Source organism: Acinetobacter genomosp. 15BJ (assembly GCF_000400715.1).
Lineage (GTDB): Bacteria > Pseudomonadota > Gammaproteobacteria > Pseudomonadales > Moraxellaceae > Acinetobacter.
This window is the reverse complement of record NZ_KE007347.1, coordinates 772,275-790,346: the sequence shown is the minus strand read 5'-3', so window position 1 is coordinate 790,346 and position 18,072 is coordinate 772,275. Positions and strand designations below refer to the sequence as shown.

Here is an 18,072-nt window from a genome sequence, read left to right as displayed (position 1 = left end):
CGAATTTTGAGGAATCTTTTCGGTAAAACTCAATCACGTGCTGCAATCATAATCGCTTTGCCAAAACCGATCGGATCAGTAAATAAAGTTTCATGCCCTCCATCTGCTTCTACGTAACGAAATAAACCTAAACGCTCTGATAGACGCGGATGCCAAGATAAACTCTGTGGCAGTGCCGTATCTTGTCTACAATTCAAATATGATTTCGCAATATCCATTGCTGCAATAGGTTTTGACAGTACGATAGGATCACTAAAGCAACGATATGGTTGTGGCGTTAAGCATTTATACGCAGATCTGGCAAGTCCTTCATCCGCATCATTCATAAAACATTCTCGCCAAACGGAAAATGGTAAAGACACAGCACTGTTATTTGCTTTGGCCATTGGATCGAACAAAGCTTTATATTGTGCTGGAGCCATATCATTCAAACATTCATCTGGATACGGTACAAAAGCATTTGCATATACCACTCGATGAATCCGCAGTGGAATACGATCAATAACTGCAGAGATCACCATACCCGCATAACTATGCCCCACTAAACGAATATCCTTTAAATCATACTGCTCTATATATTGAATCAGTGAGTTAATGGCATCTTCTAAACCAATCTGACTGCAATCTTCATTGGGGCGATTACCTGCCAAGGTTGGACAATGAACGATATGGCCTCGAGAACGGATATATTCGGCTGTTGGTTCCATTAAGGGGCCGTTGTGCCATGCACCATGTACAATAATATAAGTATCAACTATGATAAATCTCTCTATTTCCTTATGTAAGTGGATCAACACGCCACATATCAACTTGTTTAAATTTTGAAAATCGTTATCAATTCAATGTGCTGAAAAATATCTGAATTACGATTTAGGCGTGTATAGGCAAACCGACATAATTTTCTGCCAAGGTCGTCTTGCCCGCTGTAGAGCCAAGGATATAGCTCAGTTCGGCTTGTTTAATCTTATGTTCAAACTCACTTTCTATTTCAAAGCGATGCAATAAGTGGGTCATCCACCAAGAAAAACGCTCAGCCTTCCAGACCCGTTGTAAGCATTTTTCTGAATATTCCTGAATGCCCTGATCTGAACCTTCGACATAATATTCAATCAATGCACTGGAGAGATAAGCAATATCAGAGGCTGCAAGATTCAACCCTTTTGCACCTGTTGGTGGGACAATATGCGCCGCATCACCTGCTAAAAACAGTTTTCCGAATCGCATGGGTTCAGTCACAAAACTGCGTAGTGGTGCGATACTTTTTTCGATTGATGGGCCTGTTACCAACTTTTTTTGACTTTCAGCATCTAAGCGAGATTTGAGCTCTTCCCAAAACCTCTCATCTGACCAGTCTTCAACTCGATCATTGAGCGGAACTTGCAAGTAATAACGACTACGCGTTTCTGAACGCATACTGCATAAAGCAAAACCACGTTCTGATTGGACGTAAATCAATTCATCGGCAACGGGAGGTACGTCGGCTAATACACCTAACCAGCCAAATGGATACACTTTTTCATAGGTCTTGATTTTATCCTGAGGCACACTGGCTCGGCATATTCCATGATAGCCATCACAACCTGCAATGAAATCACATTCGATCTGGATTGATTTACCTTGATATTCAAAATGCACTTTAGGTGTTTGATAAAAATCGCTGACCTGTACATTTTGTGCTTCATAAAATGATTTAAGTTGCGCGGCCTCACGTGCCATCATTAAATCTTTGGTCACTTCTGTTTGACCATAGACCGTGACCTGCTTTCCACCAGTCAATGCAGATAAATCAACTCGATGTTTCTGTCCATTGGTAAGTATCTCAATACCTGAATGCGGCAATCCTTTCTCTTTTAGATGTTGATCTACACCGGCCTGCTTAAGTAAATCAACCGATACTTGTTCCAAGATGCCAGCACGTATCCGCGAGGCCACATACTCAGCGCTACGTTGTTCAATAATAATATGCTCAATACCTGCCTTATATAAAAGCTGGCCAAGTAGCAATCCAGCTGGACCCGCACCAATAATCGCAACCTGCGTTGTTAAAAGTTCCATGACATCTTCCTTGTGATCTCCTGTCTTTTAACTTACTGCTTTTAAGTTTTGTGCACGATATAGCCAAGTCGAAAAGAACCGTTTATCATTTCATTTGTCCGAATAGCGGACAAAAACATCACAATAACAGGAATGGAAACATGGTTAAGGTTGATGCTGTGTTAGAGCACCCCAATTTGCATGAACAGATCCGTCAGGAAGATTACATTGCTGGTTTGGCCAAAGGGCTCGCTTTACTGGAGGCTTTTGGGGTTGATCGACAACGTTTAAATGTCACTCAAGTGGCTGAACGGACTGGGATCAGTCGAACAGCAGCACGGCGTTATCTTAAAACTTTAAAATATTTAGGCTATTTAGACACAGATGAACATTATTATTGGCTGACTCATCGTGTGTTACGTTTCTCAAGTTCTTATTTAAGTTCAGCACATCTACCTAAAATTGCCCAATCCTTTCTCAATCTTTTATCTGCACAAACCTCATTAACCTTTTCATTGGTGGTTTTAGATGATAACGAAGTGGTACCGATCGTTCGTAGTTATCTACCTCAACAAGATAATCTCCGCGTGAGCCCTTATGGCATGCATTTAGGCAATCGCCTACCTGCACACGCAACTTCAACAGGTAAAGTATTATTGGCAGCATTATCTGAGCAGACTCAGCGCGATTGGGTCAAAAACTATGGATTAAAGCGTTTAACCCCTTTTACCATAACGGATGAAAGCAAATTCTTTGAGGTGCTAAAAGGCATTTCACGAGCAGATTATTGCCTCTCTAAAGAAGAGCATGAACTCGGTGTCATCGCAATTGCCGTGCCTGTGATCAATGCTCAAGGAAAAGCGATTGCCGCCCTAAACTGCATGTCACAGACCAATCGTGTACAAGAGGATTATTTAGTGGAACAGATTTTACCGCTACTACGCAACACTGCCAATGAGCTTCGTAATGTGATTTAGAAGCATTTGTCCCTAAAGTTTCAGGGACAAATCAGAAGGAATTTTCAAACTTGCTTAGAATGGATAATGTGGCGCTTGCGCCTGAATGGTCATCCATTGCCATTGGGTAAATTCATCCGCATTCGCAGGTCCACCAATACGTGTACCATTGCCTGATGCACCAAAGCCACCAAAAGGATTCACCGTTTCATCATTCACGGTTTGATCATTGATATGCAATAAACCTACATTCAGTTGCTGACCAAGCTGCATGCCACGCCCAACATTGGCTGTAATAATACCCGCCGAAAGCCCATAATCTCCATCATTCGCAAGTTCAATTGCCTGTTCATCCGTGCTAAAAGGAATAAGGACGGCAACAGGACCGAAAATTTCCTCAGCAAAAATTGGATTGTCCTGTTTTACATCAGCTAAGACCGTTGGTTCAAAGAAAACACCATTGGCCTGTCCACCAATTTCCAGTTTAGCGCCATGTGCAATTGCTTCATTGACCAACTGCTCAACTCGTTGCGATTGCTTAGCATTAATCAAAGGGCCAATCGTGACATCCGCATTCAATGGATTGCCCACCACAAAATTTTTGACCTTTTCAATCACACGTTGTTTGACTTGATGATAGATCTTTTCCTGAATCAGGATTTTTCCAGAGGTCATACAAATTTGACCCGAATGCAAAAAAGCACCCCACGCGATATTCTCTGCCGCAAGCTCAATATCGGCATCGTCAAGAATAATCAGTGAGTTTTTACCGCCTAACTCAAGCGATACTTTTTTCAGTGTTTTGGCTGCATTGGCACCCACAATACGACCCACATGGGTAGAACCGGTAAATTGAATACTGGCAATATTTTTATCTAAGGTCAGTGCTTCGCCCACTTCAGCACCACCAGGCAGTACATGTAGCAGTCCTTGTGGTAAACCCGCCAATTCAAAAATACGGGCAATTGCATAACCGCTACAGACAGCAGTGCGTTCATCAGGTTTCAAGATCACCGCATTTCCGAGCGCCAATGCGGGTGCAACCGCACGTAACGCAAGATACAACGGAAAATTAAATGGTGAAATCACACCAACCACACCTAAAGGCACTCGCTTGGCCAAACTCAGTTTACCTGCCGTAGTTGGCAATAATGTGCCCTGATCCGCTGCTGGCAAAGCAATACAATGCTTTAATACCTGTATCGAGATATTAACCTCAAAACCAGCTTTTAATTGTAGCGAACCACTTTCTTTGACCAGCCATTCGATAATTTCAGCCTGATGCTCAGTTAGAATCTGAACTGCTCGCTCAAAAACCGCCTGACGCTCTTGATAACTCAGTGCCCACCATTGCTTTTGTGCAATCTTGGCTTGCTGAGCCGCCTCGACCACATCGGATGCATCTGCATAACCAATCTGTCCTAAGGACTCACCTGTCGCAACTTCAACTACTTGATAACCGTTTTTGGCGGATTGCCATGTTCCACGAAATAATTTTTGATCCCAAATTTCTTTTGTTAAAATAGACATCATTAACCTCTTTGTATTTCCTTAAATAAAGTCTTCACTTTTAGGCCGATTTATATCCAAAAATGTAGTGAAAAATGCTTTCCTGTATTTTTCTAACTTAAAAAGTAGAAAAATTTACACTTCATCATCAACTAATATTTAAAAACAAACTGTTGCTTTTTGATGTCTTGTTATCGCTGAAGTTCAAAAGAAATTGATCAGCTCAAATGTTCTATTTATGCTGTTGTTGGCTTGATTTGGTGAGCAGAGTGAAAATCTTGATAGGTCTTACGTTTAGGTGAATTTTCCACTAAAGGCATAACCTCTATCATGCTGTTTAAACAACGCTGTGCCAATTGGATATATTCTTGGGTCCCTTTAATTTTCCATGTGCGTTCTTGTTCTGTTAAATCTCGCACAACTTTTGCAGGGCTTCCGATTGCCAGTACATTGGCAGGAATCACATCTTTGGTTTTGACTAAACTGTTTGCACCAATAATGGTGTTTTCACCAATTTCTGCATAATCCAGAATCACACTATTCATGCCAATCAAGACATTTTTACCAATACGGCAACCATGCAAAATCGCAGCATGACCAATATGTCCCATTTCTTCAATCAGGGTGATACTTTGCGGAAAACCATGAATGGTACAACTGTCCTGTACATTGGCATTTGCTTGGATATGAACACGACCAAAGTCCGCACGCAATGAAGCAAAAGGACCAATATAAACCCCAGCTTCAATAATCACATCACCAATTAAAACTGCCGTGGGATGAACAAATGCACTAGGGTGAACCACAGGAATCACCCCATCAATGCTATAGCAAGGCATGACTCAATCTCTCATTACTTTGGGTTAAGCCGCCAAAACGACGCCAGAAAGGTGCAGTCGCATTTGGCATTGGCCCTTCGGATGTTGCCGCAACCGATAAGAAATAGTCATCAGCCGCTTCAAAGACTTTTTTGTAAATGTTCATGGATAATGTACGGGCATTGACTGCGGGCCAGTCCGCGGATAATAGTTCTAAGGGCAATGCAGGATCTTTGAGTAAAATACGACGATAGTAATGAATCAATAAGGTCCGAATCTGAAAAGCTTGAAGTGGTTCAATGCTTTCGTCTTCCTGCATCAAAATTACGCCAATTTCTCTAAACATATCCAAGAACTGCAGATAGCGTTGACGTAACTCATCAATCGGCCAATTGGTTTCTAACATACGACTAATAGTGTCAGTTGAGTTATTAAACAGCTGTAAGGTCTCGGCCTTAAACACCACCACCTGTTCACTCATATTTAAGTCAACCAACAGCTTTTGTAGTTGTAGACGATTCGAACCCGGATAAGCCATAAGATTGGTTGAAATATTGGCAAAGCCTAACCATTCCAACTCTTTCTTTAAAAATGCTTTATTGTCACTATCCAGACTCGACATTAGAATCAGATCCCAAGAGTGATCCCATTCCTTCATCTGATCATTATAAATCCGTTGCTCTGCTTGCAAATATTTTGCTCGACTGGCATCGGTAATCCGATAAAAGCTGGTTCTACCAATTTTATCTGAACCTAACCAATCACTTTTCACTAGACGGAAAACTGAAGTCCTTACAGCACGATCATTAAAATCAAAAAGCTCCATTAGCTGAATCAAGCTTGCAAGGCTGATGTTGCCCCCTCGATGCAGGACTGAATCTCCAAAAATAGTAGAAATCAGCGAGGTTCCGCTTAAGGTCTCATTCTTAATAATCGAATCAATAATTTGCTGTAATTTTACACTCATACCCATGTCTTAGCGTTTAAGATTCAGGATATAGATTCTATACCCTGAATGATCATAATGTTAAGCAATCTGACGCATATCGATTACTCGTTTTGCTTTACCTTCAGAGCGAGGCAAAGTCAGTTCATTCACTACTTCCACCGTGACTGAAATCCCAATCATGGTTTTTATCCGTTGCATCAGCTGCTGAGCCAGTTGCTGTGCTTGCTGATCACAGTTATGACACATTTCTGTGCGGATATGCAAAGTATCCATATGCCCTTTCTTCGCGACCAGAATTTCATAATTCGGCACTAAACTTGGCACTTGAAGAATTTGTTCTTCAATTTGAGTTGGAAATACATTTACCCCGCGAATAATCAGCATATCATCACTACGCCCTACAATCTTGTCCATACGACGCATCGCCATGTTCTGACCTGCCAATAAACGAGTCAAATCGCGGGTACGATAGCGGATAATCGGCAAACCTTCTTTAGTAATGGTAGTGAATACCAGTTCGCCCAATTCACCATCCTTACACACTTCACCTGTTTCAGGATTAATGATCTCAGGATAAAAATGATCTTCCCAAATGGTTAAGCCTTCACCTTCATTCAGGCACTGCATCGCAACACTAGGACCCATGATCTCAGATAAGCCGTAAATATCTAATGCCTTGATATTCAAACGCTCTTCGATTTCACGGCGTAGCTCATTTGTCCAAGGTTCAGCACCAAAAATACCGACTTTTAAAGAGGTATTTCGTGCACTACCCAACTGTTGCTCTAGTTTTTCAATAATGCTCACACAGTATGATGGCGTCACCATAATCGCTGTCGGTTTAAAGTCCTGAATCAGTTGAACCTGTTTTTCGGTTTGACCACCTGACATCGGAATCACGGTTGCACCCAAGCGCTCCGCACCATAATGTGCGCCTAAACCACCAGTAAATAAACCATAACCATAGGCAACCTGAATCATATCCTTGGCACTTAGACCTGCCATACGTAGGCAACGCGCCACGATATCTGACCAAGTATGAATATCTTTTTGGGTATATCCAACGACGGTGGGTTTGCCTGTTGTCCCAGAAGAAGCATGTAAACGGACAATTTGTTCCTGAGGCACAGCAAACATACCAAACGGATAGTTATCTCTTAGATCCTGTTTGGTGGTAAATGGAAACTTTGCGAGATCATCCAATGTTACAAAGTCATCGGGATGTACACCAGCATCATCGAACTTTTTCTTGTACACCGGGCTATTGGCATAGACATAGGTCAATGTTTCCTTTAACCGTTTGGTTTGAAGTGCTCGCAACTCCGCTAGCGTCATTTTTTCTACATTATCTATAATTTGGCTATCCACTGCCGTATCTCCTATGTCGTTATTACACGAGAACCATCTACATTAATTTAAATTTTCTAAAATAAGGGCCACACCTTGGCCGACACCAACACACATGGTGCACAGTGCATATTGACCACCACGTCTTTTTAATTCTCTGGTGGCGGTAATCACCAAACGAGTTCCGCTCATACCCAGTGGATGTCCAAGGGCAATCGCGCCACCGTTCGGATTAACACGTGCATCATCATCTTTTAAACCCAACTCACGCATACATGCCAAAGACTGGGCTGCAAATGCCTCGTTCAGCTCAATCACATCCATTTGATCTAAGCGAAGACCTGTTTGTTTTAAAAGTTTCTGAACTGCTGGCACAGGTCCAATGCCCATATATTTTGGCTCAACACCTGCACTTGCAATCGCGACCACACGTGCCAAAGGTTTTAATCCGTGGCTATCGGCAAACTGACGATTGGTCAATAACACACAAGCCGAACCATCATTGACACCAGATGCATTGCCCGCAGTGACTGAACCACCCTCTTTACGGAATGGGGCTTTGAGTTTTGCCAAACCCTCTAGGCTAGTCTCTGCTCTTGGATGCTCATCTTGGCTAAAAATGGTGATGTTCTTTTTACGATCGACCAGTTCAACGGGCAAGATTTCATCTGTAAAAAAACCATTTTGTTGCGCCACTGCCACTTTTTGTTGACTACGAATCGCAAACTCATCCTGATCTTGTCGGCTAATCTGGTATTTCTCAGCCACATTCTCAGCCGTTTCAGGCATGCTGTCGGTGCCATATTCGGCTTTCATCTTTTTATTAATAAAACGCCAGCCAATCGTGGTATCAAATATTTCCGGACTGCGTCCAAATGCTTCTGTTGGCTTGGCTTGAACAAAGGGCGCTCGGCTCATTGACTCCACGCCACCTGCCAGTACAAATTGAGACTCGCCAGATTTAATTGAACGTGCTGCCAAACCGACTGCATCTAAACCAGATGCACATAAACGATTCACTGTCATTGCAGGAACAGCTTCAGGTAAACCAGCCAATAAGGTTGCCATACGCGCCACATTACGGTTATCTTCACCCGCTTGATTGGCACAGCCTAAAAACACTTCATCCAATTCTTGCCAAGGTAAATCAGCATGCTTTTCTTTTAAATATTTAATCGGCAATGCCGCAAGATCATCAGTACGCACTGAACTTAATGCACCTGCATAGCGACCAATTGGGGTACGAATAAAATCGCAAATTAAAACGTCTTCCATGTTGACTCCTGTCTATGCAAAGGCTTTTAAATCTTTTGAATAATCAGTGCGAATACACTGCTGCTTCGCCACGTATTGTTTGAGATAAAGACTTGCACGATATTTTTCTTCGCCATAGATGGCATATAAATTGTTTAGTGTTGCCAAGACGTATTCAGCACCCAATTGCATCATCCATTGATACGGCCCTTTAGGATAGTTCACTCCATATTTCATGGCATTATCAATATCTTCCATACTCGCAACACCATGCAGACTTGCTTCACAGGCTTCATTAATCAGTAAAACAATAGTACGCAAGGTTAATAGTGCTGGATGATCACTGATCCAAAGTACCTTGATCTGGGATTGGGCAAAGAAATCCTCAACAGTTGCAAGATCATCCGCTTGGCAAAGATGGTTATGGCTAAGAACCACCGCCTGTGCCTGTTCAAAATGATGATGCCAATCCATCAATACCGTTTTACGATTTGGATAATCGATATTGACAGATTCTCCATGACTTAGACGCAAATCAACATCATCAATTTGGATGATATTTTCATTGCTTGCTAAAGCACGACTTAAGCCCAGACGTTCTAATAAATGCGGACATTGAGCCCATGTACCTTTGACTTGAACATCAGCATGAAAAGACGGCGCAGTAATAAGCTGAAGCTGAAAAGTCGCATACTGATTTTTTTCATCATAGCGATAAAAGCCTTGCTTTGATTTACGTCCCCATGTACCAGCATCAACCAATTCTTTCTGAATCAGGCTTGGACGATAACGCGGTTCATAAAAGAAGGCTTCATAAACACTTTGAGTGACTGAGAAATTAACATCTTGCCCAATTAAATCAGTTAACTCACACGGTCCCATCGCAAAACCACCACATTGCTTTAAGGCATAGTCGAGTTGATCATATGTTGTGACCTGTTCTTGCAAGGCGCGAAATGCTTCTGCATAAAACGGACGGGCAATACGATTGACAATAAATCCTGGCGTTGACTTAGTTAACACAGGAATTTTGTTCCAAGCCAGCATGAGCGTTCTTAATGACTGACATAAAACTTCCGTTGTTTTTAAACCCTGTACAATTTCGACCAACTTCATCACAGGTGCAGGATTAAAGAAATGCAGTCCAACCACACGTTCAGGGTGTGGAACAGCAGACGCAATTGCTGTCACAGAAATAGATGAGGTATTGGTGGCTAAAATCGTTTGGTCATTACAAATCGTCGCCAGCTGCTTGAACAAAGATTGTTTCACTTCCAGCTTTTCAACTACAGCTTCTATCACCAAATCGACATTTGCCAATGCTGCGATTTGATCAGCAATGGTCAAACGTGAAAGTGCCTGCTGTGCCTGCTCAGAGGTTAGCTTGCCTTTTTCTGTCAACTTCGCGAAGGTCTGATGCAATCCATCAACCGCCTGTTTGGTCTTTTCACGATCGAGATCATAGAGAACAGTCGAATGACCATTGACCATCGCCAATTGAGCAATACCGATCCCCATTGTTCCTGAGCCAATCACCGCAATTTTGGCATGAGACAAATCTAGATTCATCATGCTTAACGTCCCTGAAAGTCAGGCTCACGCTTATTCATGAAAGCTTGCACACCTTCACGATAATCTTCTGAGCGTCCTGCGATACGTTGTAAATCTCGCTCCAAGAACATCTGTTCATCAAAGCTGTTATTACTGGATTGATGGATGGCTTTTTTGATCAGTGATAGGCCAAAGGTAGGCTGTTTGGCTAAACGTTCTGCCAGTTCAGTGACTTTTGATTTCAGCTCAGCATCTTCGGCAACATCCCAAATCATGCCCCATTCTTTTGCGGTTTCCGCAGGAAGTTTATCTCCCAGTAAAGCCAGACCCATTGCACGGGCTTGACCTACCGCACGTGGCAGAAACCATGTTCCACCTGAGTCAGGAACCAGACCTAAACGACAAAATGCTTGTACAAAATTGGCAGATTTCGCTGCGACGACCAAATCACAAGCCAAAGCAATATTTGCACCTGCACCGGCTGCCACACCATTTACCGCACAGATCACAGGCTTGGGCATATTGACAATCATTTTGATCAGCGGGTTATAGTAGGTTTCAATCGAGTAACCTAAATCAGGGGCTGCAGCATTTGGATCAACCACACGATCGCCAAGATCTTGTCCTGCGCAGAAACCACGACCTTCACCACTAATCACTACACAACGAATATCTTGGTTTTTACTCCAAAAGCCCAAGACCTCAGCGACTTCACGGTGCATATCCACGTTAAAACTATTCAGTGCCTTTGGTCGATTAAAGGTTAAATAACCAACAGCATTCTTTTCTTCTACAATAATATTTTGATAGTCCATCATTCACCTCTAAATACAGGCTTTCTTTTTTCAAAGAATGCGTTAATTCCTTCTTTTCGATCGTTTGTTGCCGCCAACCAAACAAAATTCTGGCGTTCAAGCTTTAATCCCTGACTCAGTGTTGTCTCATGAATACTTTTGATCGATTGTTTAATTACCCGAATTGCCAAGGGTGCTTGTTGAGCAATTTTCTTGGCTAATTGAATGGCATATTCCACAGTTAAAGCCGTTGGCACCACTTCGCTGCAAATACCATGTTGCTCTGCCTGTTGCGCCGAAAGCATTTCACCTGTCATCGCCCAGCGCATGGTCAATTGTTGCCCGACTAGACGTGCTAAACGTTGTGTGCCACCAGCACCTGGTAACATGCCCAAACCAATTTCTGGCAATGCGAATTTGGCATTTTCACCACACAGTACGATATCTGTATGTAAAACCAGTTCAAATCCTGCACCCAAGGCATAACCATTCACAGCTGCAATAATCGGTTTACTAAACGCATCAATCTTCTGCCATAGTTTTGGACGGATATCGAGCTGTAAAGCCACTGAATCCATTTCTGCTAACTCAGCAAGATCAGCACCTGCTGCGAAACAATATTGATTGCCCGTTAGAACGATGGCTTTGATTCGGGCATTATGTTCTGCCTCTTCGAGCAATTCGCATAAATATTGCAAAGTTGCATTATTTAAAGCATTTCGTTTTTCAGCACGATTGAGGGTTAATAGCATTACACCATCAATTGTTATTTCGGCTTTGATTAGCTCTTGCATAGCCACCTCTACTCATCAAAGCTCAAACGGACATTTGAGCTTTTAGGTAAAGTCTGGCAGCTCAACACATAGCCTTTTTCGACTTCATCATCTTCAAGACTGTAGTTCAAGAACATATCAACATCACCAGAAAGCACCTTACAACGGCAGGTCGCACACACCCCGCCTTTACATGCATAAGGTAAATCTGCACCTGCACGCAATGCTGCATCTAAAATGCTTTCATCGTCTTGAGACACTGACACGATCAGTTCACGACCATCCAGTACAATATTGACTTGTTCTTCCTTACGATTTGCATCGGCATCGACTGCTCGTTTACGGACATGACCCGTATTAAAACGTTCAGTATGAATCTTGTCTTTGCTTAAACCATAGGTCGGTAGCAGGCTTTCGACTGTATCCATCATTTCATCTGGGCCACAGGCAAAAACATGATCAAAATTGCTTTCTAACACGTCATGATCAAACAATTGCTTTAATTTTGTTTCATCTATTCGACCATTCATCAACTCACTTTCGTTGAATTCACGGGAAAAAATATTGATCAACTGGAAACGTTCTTTAAATTGATCTTTCAAATCCATAATTTGCTCAGCAAACATGGTCTGTTTCCATGAACGATTACCATAGAGCAAGGTAAAATTCGATGTCGATTGTTCAAACAAAACCTGTTTAATAATCGATAAAATTGGGGTTATACCACTGCCCGCAGCAACACCTAAAAATGCTTGACCGCCCGATCTGGCTGCTTTTTGGAAGAAAACACCCTGTGGTGGCATTACATCAAGAACATCGCCAACTTTTAGATAGTCATTAGCCCAATTTGAGAATTGACCTTGATCCATCTTTTTTACTGCGATACTGATATCTTCTTTCGGTGCATAACTACAGATTGAGTAACAACGGCGAATCTCACCTGCCTCAGTTAAATGGCGAATCGTTAAATGCTGACCTGGTTGAAATCTAAATTGTTCTTGTTGCTCAGACACAAGATCAAACGCAATACAAATGGCTTGATCGGTCTGAGGCGTAATACTTTTTACTTTTAAGGGAATAAATTGGCTCATGGCTGATTTCCTTATCTAAAACTTTAAATACATTTAAAATAATCAAAGGGCTCAAGACAGTCCTGACATTTGTACAAGGCCTTACACGCGGTTGAACTAAACTCCGTGAGCAGCTTGGTATTTCGACTTTTACACCGCGGACACACCACACCATCTTTTAAATGAACATGTGTTCCACACTGATGGGCTAAACCCTCTGGTGGCGCGATACCATAGTCTTGTAACTTCTTCTTGCCTATTTCAGACATCCAGTCGGTTGTCCATGCTTCAGATAAATCAACAATCACCTTTGCTGGAGTGAGGTCTTCTGCTGCCAACGCCTCGACAATCTGCGCTTTTAATAAATCAGTTGCAGGACAACCACTATAGGTAGGTGTTAATCGAACAATAATTTCTTGCTGATCATTCAGTTCTACCCCACGAATCATGCCCAAATCCACTACAGATAAAGCAGGAATCTCAGGATCGCTGACCGTTTGCAGAACATCCCAACACTGATCGATACAATGGCGAATCATTTGCATGGCTCAACTCCTTGTCTTACCAAGTCATTTCAGGATAAGTGCGTTGAATGGCCTGCATTTCAGCCAACAAATATCCTAAATGTTCCGTATGTAGACCTTGTTTGGCACCACGGCGATACGCACCATTTGCAGGAACTGTCAGCTCAAATCGTTTTAATTCTTCAGCAATTGTCTTATCCCATTGCGCTTTATCATTGGATAAGTCACTGATTAAACCTTGCTCAACCAGTACACGCTCTTCAGCCGTCAACTCAAATAACTCTGCGCTAAAACGCCACAAGCTATCTAATGCAAGCTGTACACGTTGATGTGCTTCTGCTGTACTTAAGCTCAGACGCTCCATCCAACTGGTTGAAAAGCGAATGTGATATTTCACTTCTTTTAATGATTTCATTGCCAACGCTGCAATCTCAGCTACTGCACTTTTGCTTAAAGACGTCATTAATAACAAGTGATAATGATCCATTAACCATTGGCGTACGATGGTTTGAGCAAAATCACCGTTTGGCTGTTCACATAACAATAAATTGAGAAATTCACGTTCTGAACGGAAGTAAGCCAATTGATCTTCATCACGCTGTGCTTCTTCATATTGCCCAGCTAAAGTTAAAAAGTTTCTTGATTGCCCAAGCAGATCCAGACCAATATTCGCCAAGGCAATATCAATCTCTAGCTCTGGCGCATGACCGCACCACTCCGCTAAACGTTGCGCCAATACCAACTGGCTATCGCCAATATGTAATAAGAACTTAGATAAAATAGGATTATTCATTTCCATACTCCCTTACATATGCTCGATGCCATCAGGAATATGATAGAACGTAGGATGACGATAAACTTTGTCTAGCGCTGGTTCGAAAAATTCAGCTTTTTCATCTGGCTGTGATGACTTAATCAATTCAGAACGAACCACCCAAATACTGATTCCCTCATTACGACGGGTGTACACATCGCGCGCATGTTGCAATGCAATTTCATCATCAGATGCTCTTAAGCTACCGACATGACGATGACTTAGACCTTGTTTGCTACGGATAAATACTTCGTAAAGCGACCAGTTATTTTTATCTTCCATTTTGATGTCCTCAATTTTGTCCATAAATTTTGCTTAAGCGACTTGCGTTACGGCTTGCTGCTTTTTAGCGTAGATAACAGCTGCATCTCGAACCCATTTACCGTCTTCCCAAGCTTTGCGTCGTGCTTCTATACGCTCATGGTTACATGGCCCTCGACCAGCAATAACTTCATTGAATTCGTGCCAATTGATTTCACCGTGGATATAACGTCCCGCTTTTTCATCCCACTTCAAATCAGGATCTGGAACGTCTAAACCAAGCTGCAAAATTTGAGGAACCGTGTTATCGACAAACTTTTGACGTAAATCATCGTTACTGAATCGTTTAACTTTCCAAGCCAGACTTTGCGCACTATTTGGAGAATGCTCATCGCTTGGCCCAAACATCATCAGTGCTGGCCACCAAAAGCGATTTACAGCGTCTTGTGCCATTTGTTTTTGTTCTGATGTTCCAGCAGCTAGTACCATCATGGCTTCAAAACCTTGGCGTTGATGAAAGCTTTCTTCTTTACAGATCCGTACCATGGCACGTGCATAGGGACCATAAGAGGTACGGCACAACGCCACCTGATTCACAATCGCAGCACCGTCAACCAACCAGCCAATCGCAGCAACATCAGCCCAAGTCACCGTCGGATAATTAAAAATTGATGAATATTTCATTTTTCCATCAATTAGTTTTTCCATCATGTCATCACGGTCTGCACCTAATGTTTCTGCTGCACTGTAGAGGTAAAGTCCGTGCCCTGCTTCATCTTGAACTTTTGCGAGTAGAACCGCTTTACGCTTTAAAGTCGGTGCACGCGTAATCCAGTTTCCTTCAGGTAACATGCCAACAATTTCAGAATGACCGTGTTGCCCAATTTGACGAATCAAAGTTTTACGATAGGCATCTGGCATTTCATCTTTCGCTTCTATCGTGATGTCATTGGCAATATTTTGCTCAAATTTCTGATACTTATTTTCCATTTGTAGATTCCCTTGAGAATTCCATCCATGAATCTATTTTTCGATACACTAAAAACAAAGTCAATCAATATTTTTGTATCAAATTAAAATTAACTCACAGTAACAAAATAAACATTTGTTTTATATTATTTTAATAAAATAAACAAAAATTAAATTGAGCTCTTAAAACAAATTACAGTTGACTTTTTGCTCAATCAAGATGAAATTATGAATCATATTTTAAATATTTTTATAATTGATGTATCACATAAAAATGGAGTTTGATTATGCTTGAACAAGCACAACGTGAAGAAACAGCACAGGACACTGCATACCAAAACCCGACTCAGCAGCTGACACAACTGCCTTCTTACGTCTATGGAACGTGGCACTCAAGCCATGAAGATGCACGTACTGTTGTTCACGCCATTAGCAACGAGCCGATCTATAGCGTCAGCAGTTATGGCATAGATATGCAACAGGTTGTTGAATATGCCAAACAGAATGGTGCAGCATTGGCAAACTGGACCTTCCATCAACGTGCCAATGCTTTAAAACAAATTGCACAGCACCTACTTGAGCACAAAGAAGATTTTTATCAGCTTGCTTACGCAACGGGTGCAACACGCAAAGATGCATGGATTGATATTGAAGGTGGAATTCAGACCTTATTTGCTTACTCGAGTCTGGTACGTCGAGAACTGAATGATGAAAAAATTATTACGGAAGACAGTTGGATTCAACTCTCAAAAAATGGCACTTTTGGCGCCAAGCATATTTTAAGCCCTAAAGCGGGTGTGGCAGTTCATATTAATGCATTTAACTTTCCCATTTGGGGAATGTTAGAAAAAATTGCCCCGACGCTACTGGCTGGTGTGCCATGTATTGTTAAACCTGCAACAGACGGTGCTCAACTCACCCAAGCAGTTGTTAAAGCGATTGAAGATACGCAACTTCTACCGAAAGGATCACTACAACTCATTTGCGGACAAATTGATGATCTTTTTGATTATCTAGGTCCACAGGATTGTGTAACCTTCACAGGTTCAGCATATACCGGCCAAAAACTCCGCAACCACCCACATCTCAACAAATATTCAATTCCATTTAGTATGGAAGCTGATTCTGTCAATAGTGCCATCCTAAGCCCTGAAGCAGATGAAGCCACGGTTGATCTGTTTGTACGTGAAGTTTTTCGAGAAATGACCACCAAAGCAGGACAGAAATGTACCGCCATTCGCCGAGCTTTTGTACCACAAGCACGACTTGGGCAAGTACAACAAAAGCTGATTGCTAAACTGGAAAAAGTGATTGTGGGCGATCCACAAAAGCAAGACACCACCATGGGTGCACTCGCCAGCCCTAAACAAAAACTGGATGTGGCGGCTAAAGTTGCTGAACTGGCGAAAGAAGCCAAAATTGTATTAGGTGATGAGACAACATTTAAAATCAATGCTGACCATCCTGAGAAAGGCGCATTCTTCTCACCGACCTTGTTATTGTGTGAGCAACCACTACAAGCAAGCTTGGTACATACCACTGAAGCCTTTGGTCCTGTGTGTACCTTGATGCCGTATCAATCAATCGACGAACTTACCGATCTTGTAGCTCGTGGTGAAGGCAGTCTGGTCGCCTCTGTGGTAAAGAACAGTGATGAGAATATCGAACTGATCATTCAAAAAATTGCGCCATGGCATGGTCGAGTTCATATTCTGGATGAAGAATCTGCCAAAGAAAGTACAGGTCATGGTTCACCACTGCCTCATCTCGTTCACGGCGGCCCAGGTCGCGCTGGTGGTGGTGAAGAGCTTGGTGGAATTAGAGCGGTAAAACACTATATGCAACGGACTGCAATTCAAGGTTCACCGAATAGCCTCACTCAAGTCACGCATTCATGGACCGCAGGTTCAAACATCAAGCAAGACCGCGTACATCCTTTTAAAAAGGATTTTGATGAATTGGTCATTGGTGAGCGTTTACTGACAGCGCGTCGTACAGTTACCGAAGCAGATATTGTCAATTTTGCTTGTCTCAGTGGTGACTATTTCTATGCCCATACAGACAAAATCGCTGCGGCAGATTCTTTCTTTGGTGAGCGTGTTGCGCATGGTTATTTCATTGTCTCAGCAGCAGCAGGCTTATTTGTCGATGCCGCACAAGGCCCAGTGATTGCCAACTATGGTATGGACAACTTACGCTTTGTTGAGCCGGTAAAAATTGGTGATTCCATCCGTGTTGAACTGACCTGCAAGCAAAAAACACCAAAACCACAAAAAGACTTATCACAGCCTGCACATGGTGTGGTGGTATGGGATATTAAAGTGAAAAACCAACGCGACGAACTGGTTGCCACTTACGATATTCTGACATTGGTCGCTCGCGCAGCTTAATACATGAGCGTTGATGGATACGGGATCGTATTCATCAACAAATCAAAACTTAGTCCCTA

The 18,072-nt window shown here is 42.3% G+C and carries 17 protein-coding genes; 2 read left to right on the top strand and 15 right to left on the bottom strand.

Annotated features, from left to right (window positions below; genetic code table 11):
- Window positions 1–29 precede the first annotated feature (29 nt).
- Window positions 30–797, bottom strand: a complete 768-nt coding sequence (locus F896_RS10385) for an alpha/beta hydrolase (RefSeq protein ID WP_228130609.1) — start codon at window positions 795–797, stop codon at window positions 30–32.
- 73 nt (window positions 798–870) lie between these two features.
- Complete coding sequence (pobA, locus tag F896_RS10390; protein ID WP_016163600.1) at window positions 871–2,055, bottom strand: 4-hydroxybenzoate 3-monooxygenase; 1,185 nt, start codon at window positions 2,053–2,055, stop codon at window positions 871–873.
- Window positions 2,056–2,195: 140 nt separating this feature from the next.
- On the opposite strand from pobA, the gene pobR reads away from it, so the two are divergent.
- Window positions 2,196–3,011 carry an IclR family transcriptional regulator PobR gene (pobR, locus tag F896_RS10395; RefSeq protein ID WP_016163599.1) on the top strand — a complete coding sequence of 272 codons (816 nt, stop codon included), beginning with the start codon at window positions 2,196–2,198 and terminating at the stop codon, window positions 3,009–3,011.
- Window positions 3,012–3,065: 54 nt separating this feature from the next.
- Here pobR and F896_RS10400 read toward each other — a convergent pair whose 3' ends face one another.
- The 13 genes from F896_RS10400 to paaA form a co-directional block, all read right to left on the bottom strand.
- Window positions 3,066–4,520, bottom strand: coding sequence for a benzaldehyde dehydrogenase (locus F896_RS10400; protein ID WP_016163598.1), 1,455 nt, complete (start codon window positions 4,518–4,520; stop codon window positions 3,066–3,068).
- A gap of 215 nt (window positions 4,521–4,735) precedes the next feature.
- Window positions 4,736–5,338: a DapH/DapD/GlmU-related protein gene (locus F896_RS10405; protein ID WP_016163597.1), complete on the bottom strand. Its 603-nt coding sequence runs from the start codon at window positions 5,336–5,338 to the stop codon at window positions 4,736–4,738.
- Window positions 5,325–6,290, bottom strand: coding sequence for a phenylacetic acid degradation operon negative regulatory protein PaaX (paaX, locus tag F896_RS10410; RefSeq protein WP_016163596.1), 966 nt, complete (start codon window positions 6,288–6,290; stop codon window positions 5,325–5,327). Before paaX ends, F896_RS10405 begins: the two co-directional genes overlap by 14 nt.
- A gap of 54 nt (window positions 6,291–6,344) precedes the next feature.
- Window positions 6,345–7,634 carry a phenylacetate--CoA ligase PaaK gene (gene paaK, locus F896_RS10415; protein ID WP_016163595.1) on the bottom strand — a complete coding sequence of 430 codons (1,290 nt, stop codon included), beginning with the start codon at window positions 7,632–7,634 and terminating at the stop codon, window positions 6,345–6,347.
- A gap of 42 nt (window positions 7,635–7,676) precedes the next feature.
- Window positions 7,677–8,888 (bottom strand): 3-oxoadipyl-CoA thiolase, encoded by a 1,212-nt coding sequence (gene pcaF, locus F896_RS10420; RefSeq protein WP_016163594.1) that lies wholly within the window; start codon window positions 8,886–8,888, stop codon window positions 7,677–7,679.
- Between the two features lie 12 nt (window positions 8,889–8,900).
- Complete coding sequence (locus tag F896_RS10425) at window positions 8,901–10,439, bottom strand: 3-hydroxyacyl-CoA dehydrogenase (RefSeq protein ID WP_016163593.1); 1,539 nt, start codon at window positions 10,437–10,439, stop codon at window positions 8,901–8,903.
- Between the two features lie 2 nt (window positions 10,440–10,441).
- Window positions 10,442–11,233 (bottom strand): 2-(1,2-epoxy-1,2-dihydrophenyl)acetyl-CoA isomerase PaaG, encoded by a 792-nt coding sequence (paaG, locus tag F896_RS10430; RefSeq protein WP_005212165.1) that lies wholly within the window; start codon window positions 11,231–11,233, stop codon window positions 10,442–10,444.
- Window positions 11,233–12,006 (bottom strand): enoyl-CoA hydratase-related protein, encoded by a 774-nt coding sequence (locus tag F896_RS10435; RefSeq protein WP_016163592.1) that lies wholly within the window; start codon window positions 12,004–12,006, stop codon window positions 11,233–11,235. Before F896_RS10435 ends, paaG begins: the two co-directional genes overlap by 1 nt.
- An 8-nt stretch (window positions 12,007–12,014) precedes the next feature.
- On the bottom strand, window positions 12,015–13,076 hold the full coding sequence (locus F896_RS10440) for a 2Fe-2S iron-sulfur cluster-binding protein (protein ID WP_016163591.1): 1,062 nt from the start codon (window positions 13,074–13,076) through the stop codon (window positions 12,015–12,017).
- Between the two features lie 23 nt (window positions 13,077–13,099).
- Window positions 13,100–13,600, bottom strand: coding sequence for a 1,2-phenylacetyl-CoA epoxidase subunit PaaD (gene paaD, locus F896_RS10445; protein WP_005188886.1), 501 nt, complete (start codon window positions 13,598–13,600; stop codon window positions 13,100–13,102).
- A gap of 16 nt (window positions 13,601–13,616) precedes the next feature.
- Window positions 13,617–14,372 (bottom strand): 1,2-phenylacetyl-CoA epoxidase subunit PaaC, encoded by a 756-nt coding sequence (gene paaC / locus F896_RS10450; protein WP_016163590.1) that lies wholly within the window; start codon window positions 14,370–14,372, stop codon window positions 13,617–13,619.
- A gap of 12 nt (window positions 14,373–14,384) precedes the next feature.
- A complete protein-coding gene (gene paaB, locus F896_RS10455) occupies window positions 14,385–14,675 on the bottom strand; it encodes a 1,2-phenylacetyl-CoA epoxidase subunit PaaB (RefSeq protein WP_005188892.1) in 291 nt (96 codons plus the stop codon).
- Window positions 14,676–14,708: 33 nt separating this feature from the next.
- Window positions 14,709–15,644, bottom strand: a complete 936-nt coding sequence (gene paaA / locus F896_RS10460; protein WP_016163589.1) for a 1,2-phenylacetyl-CoA epoxidase subunit PaaA — start codon at window positions 15,642–15,644, stop codon at window positions 14,709–14,711.
- Between the two features lie 266 nt (window positions 15,645–15,910).
- On the opposite strand from paaA, the gene paaZ reads away from it, so the two are divergent.
- Window positions 15,911–18,013, top strand: coding sequence for a phenylacetic acid degradation bifunctional protein PaaZ (gene paaZ / locus F896_RS10465; RefSeq protein ID WP_016163588.1), 2,103 nt, complete (start codon window positions 15,911–15,913; stop codon window positions 18,011–18,013).
- Window positions 18,014–18,072: the final 59 nt, after the last annotated feature.

What these genes read in the sequence shown, in the direction of transcription:
- pobA (WP_016163600.1), bottom strand. Translation starts at nt 2,055, where the DNA reads ATGGAACTTTTAACAACGCAGGTTGCGATTATTGGTGCGGGTCCAGCT.
- pobR (WP_016163599.1), top strand. Translation starts at nt 2,196, where the DNA reads ATGGTTAAGGTTGATGCTGTGTTAGAGCACCCCAATTTGCATGAACAG.
- F896_RS10400 (WP_016163598.1), bottom strand. Translation starts at nt 4,520, where the DNA reads ATGTCTATTTTAACAAAAGAAATTTGGGATCAAAAATTATTTCGTGGA.
- F896_RS10405 (WP_016163597.1), bottom strand. Translation starts at nt 5,338, where the DNA reads ATGCCTTGCTATAGCATTGATGGGGTGATTCCTGTGGTTCACCCTAGT.
- paaX (WP_016163596.1), bottom strand. Translation starts at nt 6,290, where the DNA reads ATGGGTATGAGTGTAAAATTACAGCAAATTATTGATTCGATTATTAAG.
- pcaF (WP_016163594.1), bottom strand. Translation starts at nt 8,888, where the DNA reads ATGGAAGACGTTTTAATTTGCGATTTTATTCGTACCCCAATTGGTCGC.
- F896_RS10425 (WP_016163593.1), bottom strand. Translation starts at nt 10,439, where the DNA reads ATGATGAATCTAGATTTGTCTCATGCCAAAATTGCGGTGATTGGCTCA.
- paaG (WP_005212165.1), bottom strand. Translation starts at nt 11,233, where the DNA reads ATGGACTATCAAAATATTATTGTAGAAGAAAAGAATGCTGTTGGTTAT.
- F896_RS10435 (WP_016163592.1), bottom strand. Translation starts at nt 12,006, where the DNA reads ATGCAAGAGCTAATCAAAGCCGAAATAACAATTGATGGTGTAATGCTA.
- F896_RS10440 (WP_016163591.1), bottom strand. Translation starts at nt 13,076, where the DNA reads ATGAGCCAATTTATTCCCTTAAAAGTAAAAAGTATTACGCCTCAGACC.
- paaD (WP_005188886.1), bottom strand. Translation starts at nt 13,600, where the DNA reads ATGCAAATGATTCGCCATTGTATCGATCAGTGTTGGGATGTTCTGCAA.
- paaC (WP_016163590.1), bottom strand. Translation starts at nt 14,372, where the DNA reads ATGAATAATCCTATTTTATCTAAGTTCTTATTACATATTGGCGATAGC.
- paaB (WP_005188892.1), bottom strand. Translation starts at nt 14,675, where the DNA reads ATGGAAGATAAAAATAACTGGTCGCTTTACGAAGTATTTATCCGTAGC.
- paaA (WP_016163589.1), bottom strand. Translation starts at nt 15,644, where the DNA reads ATGGAAAATAAGTATCAGAAATTTGAGCAAAATATTGCCAATGACATC.
- paaZ (WP_016163588.1), top strand. Translation starts at nt 15,911, where the DNA reads ATGCTTGAACAAGCACAACGTGAAGAAACAGCACAGGACACTGCATAC.